The sequence below is a fragment of the Roseivivax jejudonensis genome (assembly GCF_900172265.1).
Lineage (GTDB): Bacteria > Pseudomonadota > Alphaproteobacteria > Rhodobacterales > Rhodobacteraceae > Roseivivax > Roseivivax jejudonensis.
This window is the reverse complement of record NZ_FWFK01000004.1, coordinates 242,990-256,536: the sequence shown is the minus strand read 5'-3', so window position 1 is coordinate 256,536 and position 13,547 is coordinate 242,990. Positions and strand designations below refer to the sequence as shown.

At 69.5% G+C, this 13,547-nt stretch carries 13 protein-coding genes and 2 tRNA genes; 7 read left to right on the top strand and 8 right to left on the bottom strand.

What is annotated here, in order from left to right:
* Positions 1 to 85 precede the first annotated feature (85 nt).
* Positions 86 to 472: a DUF2147 domain-containing protein gene (locus ROJ8625_RS12095; RefSeq protein WP_085792144.1), complete on the top strand. Its 387-nt coding sequence runs from the start codon at positions 86 to 88 to the stop codon at positions 470 to 472.
* Between the two features lie 40 nt (positions 473 to 512).
* Here ROJ8625_RS12095 and ROJ8625_RS12090 read toward each other — a convergent pair whose 3' ends face one another.
* From ROJ8625_RS12090 to hisB, 3 genes are all read right to left on the bottom strand, one after another.
* On the bottom strand, positions 513 to 770 hold the full coding sequence (locus ROJ8625_RS12090) for a YjhX family toxin (protein ID WP_143535111.1): 258 nt from the start codon (positions 768 to 770) through the stop codon (positions 513 to 515).
* A gap of 381 nt (positions 771 to 1,151) precedes the next feature.
* Positions 1,152 to 1,787, bottom strand: coding sequence for an imidazole glycerol phosphate synthase subunit HisH (hisH, locus tag ROJ8625_RS12085; protein ID WP_085792142.1), 636 nt, complete (start codon positions 1,785 to 1,787; stop codon positions 1,152 to 1,154).
* A gap of 81 nt (positions 1,788 to 1,868) precedes the next feature.
* Positions 1,869 to 2,456: an imidazoleglycerol-phosphate dehydratase HisB gene (gene hisB, locus ROJ8625_RS12080; RefSeq protein WP_085792141.1), complete on the bottom strand. Its 588-nt coding sequence runs from the start codon at positions 2,454 to 2,456 to the stop codon at positions 1,869 to 1,871.
* Between the two features lie 136 nt (positions 2,457 to 2,592).
* Here hisB and ROJ8625_RS12075 point away from each other — a divergent pair, with 136 nt between their 5' ends.
* The gene (locus ROJ8625_RS12075) at positions 2,593 to 2,832 is read left to right on the top strand and encodes an Lrp/AsnC ligand binding domain-containing protein (RefSeq protein WP_085792140.1); all 240 of its coding nucleotides are present in this window, start codon (positions 2,593 to 2,595) and stop codon (positions 2,830 to 2,832) included.
* 4 nt (positions 2,833 to 2,836) lie between these two features.
* On the top strand, positions 2,837 to 3,313 hold the full coding sequence (locus tag ROJ8625_RS12070) for a GNAT family N-acetyltransferase (protein WP_085792139.1): 477 nt from the start codon (positions 2,837 to 2,839) through the stop codon (positions 3,311 to 3,313).
* A 16-nt stretch (positions 3,314 to 3,329) separates the two neighbouring features.
* Here ROJ8625_RS12070 and ROJ8625_RS12065 read toward each other — a convergent pair.
* The 5 genes from ROJ8625_RS12065 to pyc form a co-directional block, all read right to left on the bottom strand.
* Positions 3,330 to 3,404, bottom strand: a tRNA-Gly gene (locus tag ROJ8625_RS12065).
* A 35-nt stretch (positions 3,405 to 3,439) separates the two neighbouring features.
* Positions 3,440 to 3,514 (bottom strand) — tRNA-Gly (locus ROJ8625_RS12060).
* A 96-nt stretch (positions 3,515 to 3,610) separates the two neighbouring features.
* The gene (locus tag ROJ8625_RS12055; RefSeq protein ID WP_234984251.1) at positions 3,611 to 3,991 is read right to left on the bottom strand and encodes an MAPEG family protein; all 381 of its coding nucleotides are present in this window, start codon (positions 3,989 to 3,991) and stop codon (positions 3,611 to 3,613) included.
* Positions 3,992 to 4,205: 214 nt separating this feature from the next.
* Positions 4,206 to 4,586, bottom strand: coding sequence for a hypothetical protein (locus ROJ8625_RS12050; RefSeq protein ID WP_143535110.1), 381 nt, complete (start codon positions 4,584 to 4,586; stop codon positions 4,206 to 4,208).
* A gap of 85 nt (positions 4,587 to 4,671) precedes the next feature.
* Positions 4,672 to 8,112, bottom strand: a complete 3,441-nt coding sequence (gene pyc / locus ROJ8625_RS12045) for a pyruvate carboxylase (RefSeq protein WP_085792137.1) — start codon at positions 8,110 to 8,112, stop codon at positions 4,672 to 4,674.
* 171 nt (positions 8,113 to 8,283) lie between these two features.
* Between pyc and ROJ8625_RS12040 the strand changes: the two genes are divergently transcribed.
* From ROJ8625_RS12040 to ROJ8625_RS12025, 4 genes are all read left to right on the top strand, one after another.
* Positions 8,284 to 9,033 carry an SDR family oxidoreductase gene (locus ROJ8625_RS12040; protein WP_085792136.1) on the top strand — a complete coding sequence of 250 codons (750 nt, stop codon included), beginning with the start codon at positions 8,284 to 8,286 and terminating at the stop codon, positions 9,031 to 9,033.
* Between the two features lie 76 nt (positions 9,034 to 9,109).
* A complete protein-coding gene (locus ROJ8625_RS12035; RefSeq protein ID WP_085792135.1) occupies positions 9,110 to 9,556 on the top strand; it encodes a hypothetical protein in 447 nt (148 codons plus the stop codon).
* Positions 9,557 to 9,693: 137 nt separating this feature from the next.
* Positions 9,694 to 12,072 carry an ATP-dependent helicase gene (locus tag ROJ8625_RS12030; protein ID WP_085792134.1) on the top strand — a complete coding sequence of 793 codons (2,379 nt, stop codon included), beginning with the start codon at positions 9,694 to 9,696 and terminating at the stop codon, positions 12,070 to 12,072.
* Positions 12,073 to 12,235: 163 nt separating this feature from the next.
* Positions 12,236 to 13,441, top strand: coding sequence for a bifunctional alpha/beta hydrolase/OsmC family protein (locus ROJ8625_RS12025; protein WP_085792133.1), 1,206 nt, complete (start codon positions 12,236 to 12,238; stop codon positions 13,439 to 13,441).
* Positions 13,442 to 13,547 lie beyond the last annotated feature (106 nt).

Genomic DNA, 13,547 nt, shown 5'->3' with positions numbered 1-13,547 from the left:
TGCAACGCGACCTCGCGTCAACCTTGATCGAGGGGCCGATCGGGCCACAGGCTCCGGGCCACCATTGACGGGAGGAGACACTCACATGACACGACTGAGCGCATGGATCGCCGGACTGACGCTGATGGCCGGCGCCGCCGCCGCCGATCCGGTCGAAGGGATCTGGCAGACCCAGGTCGACGACGGCTCCTACGCCCACGTCGCCATGGTGCCCTGCGGCGACAAGCTGTGCGGCGTCATCCAGCGCACCTTCGATTCCTCGGGCGAATACGATTCGCCCAACAAGGGCAAGACGCTGGTCATCAACATGGTCCCGCAGGGTGGCGGCAAATACGAGGGCCGCGTGTGGCGGCCGTCGAACGACAAGATCTATCTCGGCAAGATGGATCTCGCCGGCAACTCGCTGAAGCTCTCGGGCTGCGTCGCCGGCGGCCTGCTGTGCTCCAGCCAGACCTGGAGCCGCGTGCGCTGAGACCGCACGGGGCGGGCCCTCGGCCCGCCCCGGCGGCGCATCAGCGGTTGTCGAGCTCGGCGCGCACGGCGCGCCGGCCCTTCATCGAGATGCGGTAGGCGGCGCCCTTGTGGCTGGCGATCAGCCCGCGGCGGCGCAGCCGCTGGAACAGCGCGATCCCGCACTCGGAGAGGATCGCGCCGTCGCGCGTCACGCAGGTGACGCCGGTGATTTTCGCGGTGTCGCCGCGTTCGTGGCGGATCGCACCGCCCTGCGCCAGCACGTGCAGCACGCGCTGTTCCCGTTTCGACAAGTTCATCGGAAGTCTCGTGTTCGGCCATGACAATGCCGCCGACCGCCTCGGTTCGGGGCAGGGTGGTGGCCTTTCCCTCAGGAAAGGCGGCCGTCACACAAGCTCGCGCATCCACTCTCCATGTGGCGCGTCACACCGCGCCGGGATCCGGGACCGTCCTTGCCCCGCCGGCCCGCCGCGGTCAAGCGCGGGGCGTGTGCTGCCGATCTCGGGACGTTGGAGCGGAACGGCAACGCCACACTCGGGCGTGGTCCGGTGCGGCCGCCGCCGACGGGACAGGCCCGCGCCGCGCTGCCATCAGCCGGTCGGACAGACCCGCGCATCCGCGCACACGGCCGCCCGCACCGTTCCGCGACACGCAAGGGCCCCACCGCCGTGCGGCGGCCCCTACGGCCGCCAGTTGAGGAAGTTGGCGATCATCCGCAGGCCGGTCGGCCCGCTCTTCTCGGGGTGGAACTGCAGCCCGATCCGGTTCTCGGAGCCGACGATCGCGGTGACGTCCTCGCCGTAATCCACCTTGGCGATGCGCTGGGCCGGGTCGGCCATGCGGATCTGGTAGGAGTGGACGAAATACGCGTGATCGCCGCTCCGCACGCCCTCGAGCACCGGGTGCTGGATGTCGATCATCAGGTCGTTCCAGCCCATGTGCGGCACCTTCAGCCCCGGATCCGAGGGGGTGATCCGCATCACCTCGCCGTCGGCCCAGCCCAGGCCGCGGGTCTCTTCGTATTCGTGGCCCATCCGCGCCATCAGCTGCATGCCGACGCAGATGCCCATGAACGGCACGCCGCGCTGCTCGACCGCCTCGACCAGCGCCTCCTTCACGCCGCTTTCGGCCAGCGCGGCGGCGCAGGCCGGGAACGCGCCGTCGCCCGGCAGGACCAGCCGGTCGGCCTTCGCGACCGTCTCCGCCTCCGAGGTCACCACGACCTCGCCGGCGTCGGCCTCGCGCGCCATCTTCTGGAACGCCTTGTCGGCGGAATGCAGGTTGCCGCTCTCGTAGTCGATGATCGCTGTCAGCATGCCCGTCTCTCGTTCGTGCCGCGCGCGGCCGGCGCGCGCCTCAGGTGTGGTCTCCGCGCGCGCCCCGTCGGCGCGCCCGGCTCAGAGCGTGCCCTTGGTCGAGGGCACGGCGTCGCCCTTGCGCGGATCGGTCTCGACCGCGTCGCGCAGGCTGCGCGCCACCGCCTTGAACGCCGCCTCGGCGATGTGGTGGCTGTTGAGCCCGCGCAGCCCGTCCACGTGGAGAGTGATCCCGCCGTGGGTCGCGAACGCCTGGAAGAACTCGCGCACCAGCTCCGTGTCGAAGCTGCCGATCCGTTCGGTCGGGAACGCCACGTGCCATTCGAGGTAGGGCCGTCCCGACAGGTCCAGCGCCGCGCGCACCAGCGCGTCGTCCATCGGCAGGTGGCAGGCGCCGTAGCGCCGGATCCCGCGCTTGTCGCCCAGCGCCTCGGTCAGCGCCTGGCCGAGCGCGATGCCCACGTCCTCGACGCTGTGGTGATCGTCGATGTGCCGGTCGCCGTCGCAGCGCACCTCGAGATCGAACAGCGCATGCCGCGCCAGCTGGTCGAGCATGTGATCGAAGAAGCCGACGCCGGTGCGATTGTCGTAGCTGCCCGACCCGTCGAGCGTCAGCGCGACGGTGATGTCGGTCTCGGCGGTCTTGCGGGTGATGCGCGCGCGCCGCATGGGCTCTCCTTCGTGTCGTCGCGCGCCGGTATAGGCGGGCCGGGGGCCGAGGCCAAGGGGCGCGCGCGGCCCTTGTGATCCGCGTGTCGCCCGTGCAAGCGTTCCCGCGCGTTCCTGTCCGCTGCGAGGCCCGAAAATGTCCACCTGCGCCTTCGTCCAGATCCGCTGCACGCCCGGCCGCACCTACAAGGTGGCCGAGGCGATCGCGCTGCGCGAACTGCATTCGGAGCTCTTCTCGACCTCGGGCGAGTGGGATCTCCTGATGAAGCTCTACATCCCCGAGGACGAGGATGTCGGCAAGTACATCAACGAACAGCTTCTCGACATCCCGGGCATCGAACGCTCGCTCACGACGCTGACGTTCAAGGCATTCTGATCCGGTGGCGGGTGCGCGCCGGATCCGCCCGGCCCGCGCCGCCGATCTGCGCGCGCTGGCGGTGATCTTCCACGCCGCCATCCATGCCGAGCCCAGCCCCTACACGCGGCGCCAGCGCCGCGCCTGGGCGCCGTCCGTGCCCGCCGCCCCGGACTGGGAACTGCGCCTCGCCGCGCAGGAAGTGCGGGTGGCCGAAGAATCGGGCGGCATCACGGGTTTCATGACGCTCGGTCCCGGCGGCTACGTCGATCTCGCGTTCATCCTGCCCGAGGCGCGGGGCCGGGGCGTCTTCCGCGACCTTCTCCGCGCAATCGAGGCGGCGGCGCGCGCGGCCGGAGAGACCGAACTCGTCACCGATGCGAGCCTCGCGGCCGAAGCGCCGTTCGCCGCCTGCGGCTTCACCACCGTCTTGCGCGAAGAGGTGCGGCGCCGCGGCGTCGCGCTGCAACGGGCCCGCATGCGCAAGCCGCTGACATCGTGACTGTCTGCCTGATGATTGGAGCGGGCGATGAGATTCGAACTCACGACCCTTACCTTGGCAAGGTAATGCTCTACCCCTGAGCTACGCCCGCGCTCCGGCCGGTCTGTCCCGGCGATGTCGACCCAATGGAGCGGGCGATGAGATTCGAACTCACGACCCTTACCTTGGCAAGGTAATGCTCTACCCCTGAGCTACGCCCGCATTCCTTGGGTGTGCGCGGGATTTAAAGTCTCGCGCCCAGCGCTGCAAGCAGAAATTTCCGCGCCGCGTCACGCCGTGTCGCGCGGTGCCGACCGGTCAGATCAACGCGTGCAGCAACAGGCCCGCGGCGGTGATCGCCAGCATCGTGAAGGTCAGCGCCATGCCCGCGACGCGCAGCCCGAGCGCGCCGCGCGTCAGCGCGAGGCCATGCGCCACCCGCCCCGCCAGCAGCAAGAGGCCCAGCGGATGCAGCGCGATCGCCGGCGCGCCCTGCAACTCGGCCAGAAGCAGCAACAGGATCCCGAGCGGCGCGTATTCCGCGCAATTGCCCTGCGCCCGGATTCGCGCCTCGAGCCCCGGATCCCCGCCATGCCCGAGCGAGACCCCGGCCCCCTGCCGCGCCCGGATGACCCGGACGCTCAGCGCGATGAACAGCGCCGTCAGCAGCGCGGCATAGATCGGCGTGACGCTCAGCATGATCGCCCTCCCGGGTGGCTCTCGTTGAAAGGATGCACCGCGCGGGCCGACTGACAAGCACAGCGTCGCACAGCCCGTGCGCGCCGGTGTGCATGACGCGATACCCGCAGGGCAGGGGCCAGCGCCCCGTTGAGCCCTCCGACGGCCGACCAAGGTGCACGCGGCCGCACGGCTCTACGTGACGATCACCGAAACGGCACCCGCCGCGGGCGCGTCAGCGAATGGAGCACGAGAAGCGTCCCACTCCGACGAGGTCACCCGCGCTCCGGCGGTCGCCGAGGTCGTCCGCGTCCTGCCAGCGCCCGCCCGTGAACCGAAACGTCAGGTCCATCCGGTCGAGCGCCAGTTCGAGGATGTCGCCGTCCGCAAGCGTCATCTCGGTGTCGAACGCGTCGAAGCGGTTGATATCCTCCAGGATCTTGGAGCGCAGGAGCTTCTCCTCGAAGCTGTGCCGAACCATCTCGCAACTGCCGACGGCCATGAGGTCAGGGTCGGCCCGTTCGGGATCCCGGCGCTTCAAGGTCCAGTAGGGCCGCTTCAGCGGCCCGGGGCCCGTGCAGGTACACAACTTGAGCTTTTCGCCCGGCTCACACATGTCGCACTCCACCCGGAACTCGTACCGGCGGCGATCATGCGGGTGGGGTGCCCCGCGGTCAACGCAGGGCGCCCCGGACGCGACGTCACTCCTCGTATTCCACCAGCAGGTCCTTGGCGTCGATCTGGCCGCCGGCCTGCACGTGCACCGCCTTCACGGTCGCGTCGCGCTCGGCATAGAGCCCGGTCTCCATCTTCATCGCCTCGATCACCAGCAGAAGGTCGCCCTCCTTCACGCTCTTGCCCGCCTCGGCCGCGATCTGGCTGACCACGCCGGGCATCGGCGCCCCGACATGCAGCGGGTTGCCGAGCTCGGCCTTCGGCCGCGCCGCGGCGCCGCCTGTCGCCTTGCGGTCGGGCACGCGCACCGTCCGCGGCTGGCCGTTCAGCTCGAAGAAGACGCGCACCTCACCCTCGTGGGTCTCGCCCACGGTCACCAGCCGGATCTCCAGCGTCTTGCCCGGATCGATCTCGGCGGTGACCTCCTCGCCCGGCTGCATGCCGTAGAAGAACGTCCGCGTCGGCAGCGTCCGCACCGGGCCGTAGGTCTCGTGGCGGGCGACGTAGTCGGTAAAGACCTTGGGATACATCAGGTAAGCGTTCAGGTCCTCCGCGTCGAACTCGCGGTCCGGGAACTTCTCCTGCAATTCCTCGCGCTTGGCGTCGAAGTCCACGGGATCGAGATGCTTGCCCGGCCGGTCCGTCATCGGCTTTTCACCCTTCAGGACCTTTTTCTGGATGCCCTTGGGCCAGCCACCCGGCGGCTGTCCGAGGTTGCCCTTCATCATGTCGATGACCGAGTCGGGGAACGAGATGTCCTTCTTCGGATCCTCGACCTCCTCGCGGGTCAGGCCCTGGCTGACCATCATCAGCGCCATGTCGCCCACCACCTTGGACGACGGCGTCACCTTCACGATGTCGCCGAACATCTGGTTCACCTCGGCATAGGTCTTGGCGACCTCGGGCCACTTCTCCTCGAGCCCCAGCGACCTTGCCTGCGCGCGCAGGTTGGTGAACTGCCCGCCGGGCATCTCGTGCAGATACACCTCCGACGCCGGTGCCTGCATCGCGCTCTCGAACGCGGCGTATTGTGCGCGCACCTGTTCCCAGTAGTTGGAGATCGCGCGCACCCGCGCGATGTCGAGCCCGGTATCGCGGTCGGTGAAGCGCAGCGCCTCGACGATCGACCCCAGCGTCGGCTGCGAGGTGTTGCCCGACAGCGCGTCCATCGCCGCGTCCACCGCGTCGACACCGGCCTCCGCCGCGGCCATGATCGACGCGATCGCCGCGCCCGAGGTGTCGTGCGTGTGGAAATGGACGGGCAGGCCCACCTCGTCCTTCAGCGCCTTGATCAGCGGCCCGGCGGCGGCGGGCTTCAGGAGCCCCGCCATGTCCTTGAGCCCGAGGATGTGCGCGCCGGCCTTCTTCAGCTCCTTGCCCATCGCGACGTAGTACTTGAGGTCGTACTTCGCCCGGTCGGGGTCGTTGATGTCGCCGGTATAGCAGATCGACCCCTCGCAGATCTTGCCGCTGTCGATCACCGCGTCCATCGCGACGCGCATATTCTCGGTCCAGTTCAGGCTGTCGAACACGCGAAACACGTCGACGCCGGACTCGGCCGCCTGCTTGACGAAGCCTTCGACCACGTTGTCGGGATAGTTGGTGTAGCCCACCCCGTTCGACGCGCGCAGCAGCATCTGCGTCATGATGTTGGGCATCTTCGCGCGGATGTCGCGAAGCCGCTGCCACGGGCATTCCTGCAGGAAGCGGTAGGCGACGTCGAACGTCGCGCCGCCCCAGCACTCGACCGAGAACAGGCCGGGCAGGGTCTCGGCATAGGCCGGCGCGACCCGGATCATGTCGATCGAGCGCATCCGCGTCGCCAGAAGCGACTGGTGCCCGTCGCGCATCGTGGTGTCGGTGATCAGCACCTGCTTCTGCGCGGCGAGCCAGTCGGCCACCGCCTGCGGCCCCTCGCGCTCCAGAAGCTGCCGGGTGCCGTCGGGCGCCGTGCCCTCGGTCTCCGGCGCCTTCGGCACCTTCAGGTCGGCGCGGGGCAGGGTGCGGCCCTCGGTCTCGGGATGCCCGTTCACCGTGATGTCGGCGATGTAGGTCAGCACCTTGGTGCCCCGGTCGCGGCGCTGCTTGAAGTCGAACAGCTCCGGCGTCGTGTCGATGAACTTGGTCGTGTACTGGTTCGACAGGAAGGTCGGGTGCCGCAGCAGGTTGTTCACGAAGTCGATGTTCGTGCTGACCCCGCGGATGCGGAACTCGCGCAGCGCCCGGTCCATCCGCGCGATCGCCTTCTCGGGCGTCGGCGCCCACGCCGTCACCTTCACCAACAGGGAATCGTAGAACCGCGTGATGACGCCGCCGGCATAGGCGGTGCCGCCGTCGAGCCGGATGCCCATGCCTGTCGCCGAGCGATAGGCGCTGATGCGGCCGTAATCGGGGATGAAGTTGTTGGTCGGATCCTCGGTCGTGATCCGCGTCTGCAGCGCGTGCCCGTTCAGCGCCACGTCGTATTGCGACGCCTTGCCGGTCGCCTCGACGAGGCTCTTGCCCTCAGCGATCAGGATCTGCGCCTGCACGATGTCGATGCCGGTGACTTCCTCGGTCACCGTGTGCTCGACCTGCACCCGCGGATTGACCTCGATGAAGTAGAAATTGCCGGTGTCCATGTCCATCAGGAACTCGACGGTGCCGGCGCATTCGTAGTTCACGTGGGCGCAGATCTTGCGCCCCAGCTCGCACAGCTCCTCGCGCTGGGCGTCCGACAGGTAGGGCGCGGGCGCGCGCTCCACGACCTTCTGGTTGCGCCGCTGGACCGAGCAGTCGCGCTCGTAGAGGTGATAGATGTTGCCCTGCCGGTCGCCGAGGATCTGCACCTCGACGTGGCGGGCGCGCTCGATCATCTTCTCGAGGTAGCCCTCGCCGTTGCCGAACGCCGCCTCGGCCTCGCGCCGGCCTTCCTTCACCTTGTCCTCGAGCTCGTCGGCCGACAGGATCGGCCGCATCCCCCGGCCGCCGCCGCCCCACGACGCCTTGAGCATGATCGGATAGCCGATCTCGTCGGCCTCGGCCCGGATCTTCTTCATGTCGTCGCCGAGCACCTCGGTCGCCGGGATGACCGGGACCCCCGCCTCGATCGCGACCCGCCGCGCGCTGGCCTTGTCGCCGAGCGCGCGCATCGTCTCGGCCTTCGGCCCGATGAAGGTGATCCCCGCGGCATCGCAGGCATCGACGAGCTCGGGGTTCTCCGACAGCAGGCCGTAGCCCGGGTGCACCGCGTCGGCGCCCGACAGCTTCGCCACCCGGATGATCTCGGGGATCGACAGGTAGGCCTGCACCGGGCCCAGCCCCTCGCCGATCCGGTAGGCCTCGTCGGCCTTGAACCGGTGCAGCCCCAGCTTGTCCTCCTCGGCAAAGACCGCGACGGTCTTCTTGCCCATCTCGTTGGCCGCCCGCATCACGCGGATGGCGATCTCGCCGCGATTGGCGATGAGGATCTTCTGGAAATCGGCCATCTGGGTCTGTCCTCGGTCTTTTCTGCTTCGCAGCATGGTAGGGCGCGGCCACCCGAACAACAATGGACGCCGCGCGGGGCACGACATCGGGCGCGCCGTCGCTGCGGCGCGGAACGCGGGCGGCCCCGGCGCCGTTGGCCACGCGACGCAACCCTCCCGAAAGGAAATCCGATGGCCCGTTTCGACGGCAAGCGCATTCTTATCACCGGCGGCACCTCCGGGATCGGCCTCGCCACCGCTCTTCGCATCGTCGACGAAGGCGGCGAGGTCGCGGTCACCGGCACCAGCCAGGACCATCTCGACGAGGCCGGCCGCCGGCTTCCTTCCGGCAGCCTCGTGCTGCGCAACGACTCGCTCGACCCGGCCGAGGCCGATGTTCTCGCCGAGAAGGTGAAGGACCAGATGGGCGGGCTCGACGGCGCCTATCTCAACGCCGGTTACGGCAAGTTCTGGGCGACCGAGGACTCCGACGCCGACAGCTTCGACCACATCATGAACGTCAACGTCCGCGGTCCGGTCCTGCAGATGGCGCGGCTGAAGCCAATGCTGAACGACAACGCCGCCGTGCTGCTGACCTCGTCGGTCGCCGGCTATCTCGGTCAGGCCGAAGGCGCGGTCTACGGCGCGACCAAGATCGCCTGCATGGCGCTGGCCCGCTCCTGGGCGGCCGACCTCGCGCCGCGCGGGATCCGCGTGAACGCGGTCTGCCCCGGCCCGATCGACACCCGGTTCTTCGAGGGCACGGGCATGAGCAAGGACGAGCAGGAAGACTTCGTCGAAACCGTCAAGCAGGCGGTCCCGCTCGGGCGTGTCGGCACCGCCGATGAGGTCGCCGCGGTCGCGTGCTTCCTGCTGTCCGGCGATGCCTCCTACGTCAGCGGCTCCGAGTACGTCGTCGACGGCGGCATGACCAAGCGCTGACGCGCTTGCGGTTTTTCCCGGCGGCGTTAAGGTTTTATTAACCTTCGTTAACCCGTTCCGACGCTGCCGGGGATCCATGTCCGAGGTCGACATCGCGCTGCTGCTCTGCGGCCTCCTCGCCGGCGGCGAGGTCGAGACCCGCCGCCATTTCGAGGCGGTGGGCGAGGCGCGCCACGTCCGCGTCGACTGCGAGACCGACCGCCACGTGATCGAGATCGGCCTCGACAAGGCGTCCTCCCGCGACAGCCTGCACCAGGCGATCTTCGCCGCCGAACTGACGGGCAAGACGCCGCTCGTGATCCTGATCGACCGCGACGGGGTCGAGGGGCGCTACGAATACGAGACGCGCCGCGTCGCCGCTCGGGTCGGCGTCGGCTATGCCCGCTGCGCGGGCCACGTCGTCGAACGCTGGCGCGCGACGCAGCCGTGGCGCGATGCCGTGGCGGGGTGGGACGTCCCGCGCGCCGGGCCGGTCCGCTCGCTCTGCGATCTCGCCAGCCTCGCCACCGATGCCGGCGGCTGATCCGCCGGACCCCGCCGCGACCTGCCACCGCCCCGCGCCGGCGAAACCATGCACAAGCGTATCGATTTTCCGTTAACGAGCGGAACAGATGGAGAACTCCGCTTTATCTCGGGGGCCGCCCACGCTATCTTCGCGCCATGAGCAGTTTCGACGACATGGACGCCTTCGAGGCCGCGTCGCTTTCGGCGCGGGCGATGCAGGCGCGGCCCGCCCCCTACCTCGACGAGCTGAACCCCGCGCAGCGCCAGGCGGTGGAAACGCTCGACGGCCCCGTGCTCATGCTGGCCGGCGCCGGCACCGGCAAGACCAAGGCACTGACCGCGCGCATCGTGCACCTGCTGAACCAGGGCAAGGCCCGCCCGAACGAGATCCTGTCCGTGACCTTCACGAACAAGGCCGCGCGCGAGATGAAGACCCGCGTCGGCCGGATGCTGGGGCAGGCGATCGAGGGGATGCCCTGGCTCGGCACGTTCCATGCGATCTCGGTCAAGCTCCTGCGCCGCCATGCGGAGCTCGTCGGGCTGAAATCGAACTTCACCATCCTCGACAGCGACGACCAGCTGCGCCTGATGAAACAGCTCGTCGCGGCCACCAACATCGACGACAAGCGCTGGCCGCCGCGCCAGCTCGCCAACGTCATCGACGGCTGGAAGAACCGCGCGATCACTCCCGACCGGGTGCCCGCCGCCGAGGCCGGCGCCTACAACCACGAGGGGCCGCGGCTCTATGCCGAGTACCAGGCGCGCCTGAAGGAGCTGAACGCCGTCGATTTCGGTGACCTGCTGCTGCACTGCGTGACGATCTTCCAGACCCACGAGGACGTGCTGGCGCAGTACCAGCGCTGGTTCCGCTACATCCTCGTGGACGAGTATCAGGACACCAACGTTGCGCAGTATCTCTGGCTGCGCCTGCTCGCGGCCGGACATCGTAACATCTGCTGCGTGGGTGACGACGACCAGTCGATCTACGGCTGGCGCGGCGCCGAGGTGGGCAACATCCTGCGCTTCGAAAAGGATTTCCCGGGCGCGCACGTCGTGCGCCTCGAACAGAACTACCGCTCGACGCCGCACATCCTCGCCGCCGCGTCCTCGGTCATCGCCGGCAACGAAAGCCGGCTGGGCAAGACGCTCTGGACCGACGCCGACGACGGCGAGAAGGTCCGCCTCATCGGCCACTGGGACGGCGACGAGGAAGCGCGCTGGATCGGCGAGGAACTCGAGTCGATGCAGAAGGGCACCCGCGGCATGCGCGCCTTCAGCCTCGACGACTGCGCCATCCTCGTGCGCGCCTCGCACCAGATGCGCGCGTTCGAGGACCGCTTCCTGACGATCGGTCTGCCCTACCGGGTGATCGGCGGCCCGCGCTTCTACGAGCGGATGGAGATCCGCGACGCTATGGCCTATTTCCGCCTCGTCACCTCGCCCGAGGACGACCTCGCCTTCGAGCGGATCGTGAACGTGCCCAAGCGCGGGCTCGGCGACAAGGCGCAGCAGACGATCCAGCGCATCGCCCGCGACCGCGGCGTCACCCTCGTCGACGGCGCCCGCATCGCCGTTGCCGAAGAGGCGATCAAGGGCAAGGGCGGCGCCGCGCTTCGCGTTCTGGTCGACGACCTCGCCCGCTGGGGCCGCCTCGTCGGCAGCGCGGACCTCACGCACATGGAACTCGCCGAGCAGATCCTCGACGAATCCGGCTACACGGCGATGTGGCAGAACGACAAGACGCCCGAGGCGCCCGGCCGGCTCGAGAACCTCAAGGAGCTGGTGAAGGCGCTCGAGGGCTTCGAGAACCTGCAGGGCTTCCTCGAGCATGTCAGCCTCGTGATGGACAACGAGACCGACGACGGCGGGGCCAAGGTGTCGGTGATGACGCTGCACGCCGCCAAGGGGCTCGAGTTCCCGGCCGTGTTCCTTCCGGGCTGGGAGGACGGTCTGTTTCCCTCGCAGCGCTCGATGGACGAACAGGGGCTCAAGGGCCTCGAGGAGGAACGCCGCCTCGCCTATGTCGGCATCACCCGCGCCGAGGAGGTCTGCACCATCTCCTTCGCCGGCAACCGCCGGGTCTTCGGCCAATGGCAGAGCCAGATGCCCTCGCGGTTCATCGACGAGTTGCCCGAGGCGCATGTCGAGGTCCTGACCCCGCCCGGCCTCTACGGCGGCGGCTACGGCGCGGCCGGCATGGCGGCCTCCGCCTCGCCCGAGATCATGGCGCGCCAGATGAGCGACATCGACGACCGCGCGCAGCGGGCCGACGTCTACAATTCGCCGGGCTGGCGGCGGCTGCAGGCCCGCTCGACCGAGCGGCCGATGAGCCAGCCGCGCGAGTCGCGCAACCAGGTCATCGATCTCGAGGCCGTGTCGGCCTACGTCATCGGAGAGCGTGTGTTCCACCAGAAGTTCGGCTACGGCGCCGTGGCCGGCATCGAGGGCGACAAGGTCGAGGTCGATTTCGAGAAGGCCGGCACCAAGAAGGTCGTCGCCCGTTTCATCTGCGCCGCCGACGACGTGCCGTTCTGATCGCCCGCGCCGGCGCCGGGCGACCGGCGGCGGCTCCCCCCGCCCGGGACACGGGCCGCGCCGTTCCGGCGCGCCCCGGCACCCGCCCGGCCGATCCGGCGATTGCCGAAACGCCGCGCCGCTGGCACCCTCCCGGCCGACCCCCGGCCGAGGAGATCCCGACATGCCCCCCGAACGCCTGACCTTCACCGGCAGCGGCGGCCACGCGCTCGCCGCGCGGCTCGACCGCCCGGCCGGCCCGCACCTCGCGACAGCGCTTTTTGCGCACTGCTTCACCTGCGGAAAGGACATCGCCGCCGCCCGCCGCATCGCTGCGCGCCTGACGGCCGAGGGCGTCGCCGTCCTGCGTTTCGACTTTACCGGCCTCGGCCATTCCGGCGGCGAGTTCGAGAACACCTCCTTCACCTCCAACGTCGGCGATCTCGTCGCGGCGTCCCGGCATCTCGACGGGCTAGGCATGGCGCCCGACGTGCTGATCGGTCACTCGCTCGGCGGTGCCGCCGTGCTGCGCGCCGCCGCCGACATCCCCTCGGCCCGGGCCGTCGTCACCATCGGCGCGCCCGCCGATCCCGCCCATGTCGCCCACAATTTCGCCGACTCGCTCGAGACGATCGAGCGCGAGGGCGTCGCCGAGGTCACGCTCGCCGGCCGGCCCTTCCGCATCGGACGCGACTTCGTCGAGGACATCCGCGCCGCCGCGCTCACGCCGGCCATCGCCGCCCTCGGCCGGGCGCTCCTCGTGATGCATGCGCCGCGCGACGCCACTGTCGGGATCGACAACGCCTCCGACATCTTCACCGCCGCCCGGCATCCCAAGAGCTTCGTCACCCTCGACGACTCCGATCACCTCGTCAGCGACCCGGCCGATGCCGACTACGCCGCCGGCGTCATCGCGGCGTGGATGGCGCGCTACGTCGACCTCGTGCCGCCGCCGCCGCCCGACGCCACGCCCGAGGGCGTGGTGCGGGTGGTCGAGGCCGATCCGGCGGGCTTCCTGCAGGACGTGAATGTCGGCGCCCACCACGTGCAGGCGGACGAGCCCGCGTTCGTCGGCGGCACCGATCGCGGCATGACGCCCTACAACCTGCTGTCGGCCGCGCTCGGCGCCTGCACCGCGATGACGATGCGCATGTATGCCCGCCACAAGGGGTTGGCGCTCGACCACGTGCGCGTCGACATCACCCATGACAAGCGCCACGCCGAAGACGCCGGCGCGGGCGACGCGAAGATCGACCGCTTCCACCGCGCGATCGAGATCACCGGCGACCTGAGCGAGGCCGAGCGCGCGCGTCTTCTGGAGATCGCCGACCGATGCCCGGTGCACCGCACGCTCGAACGCGGCGCGTCGGTCGACACGACGCCGCTCTGACCGCGTCGCGCCCCGCGCCTCTGCCCCCGCCAACGCGGGGGAGCCGGGGGGGGGCGGACAAAAAAAGGCCGGGCACAAAGCCCGGCCAGGTCCAACAGGGAGGTTC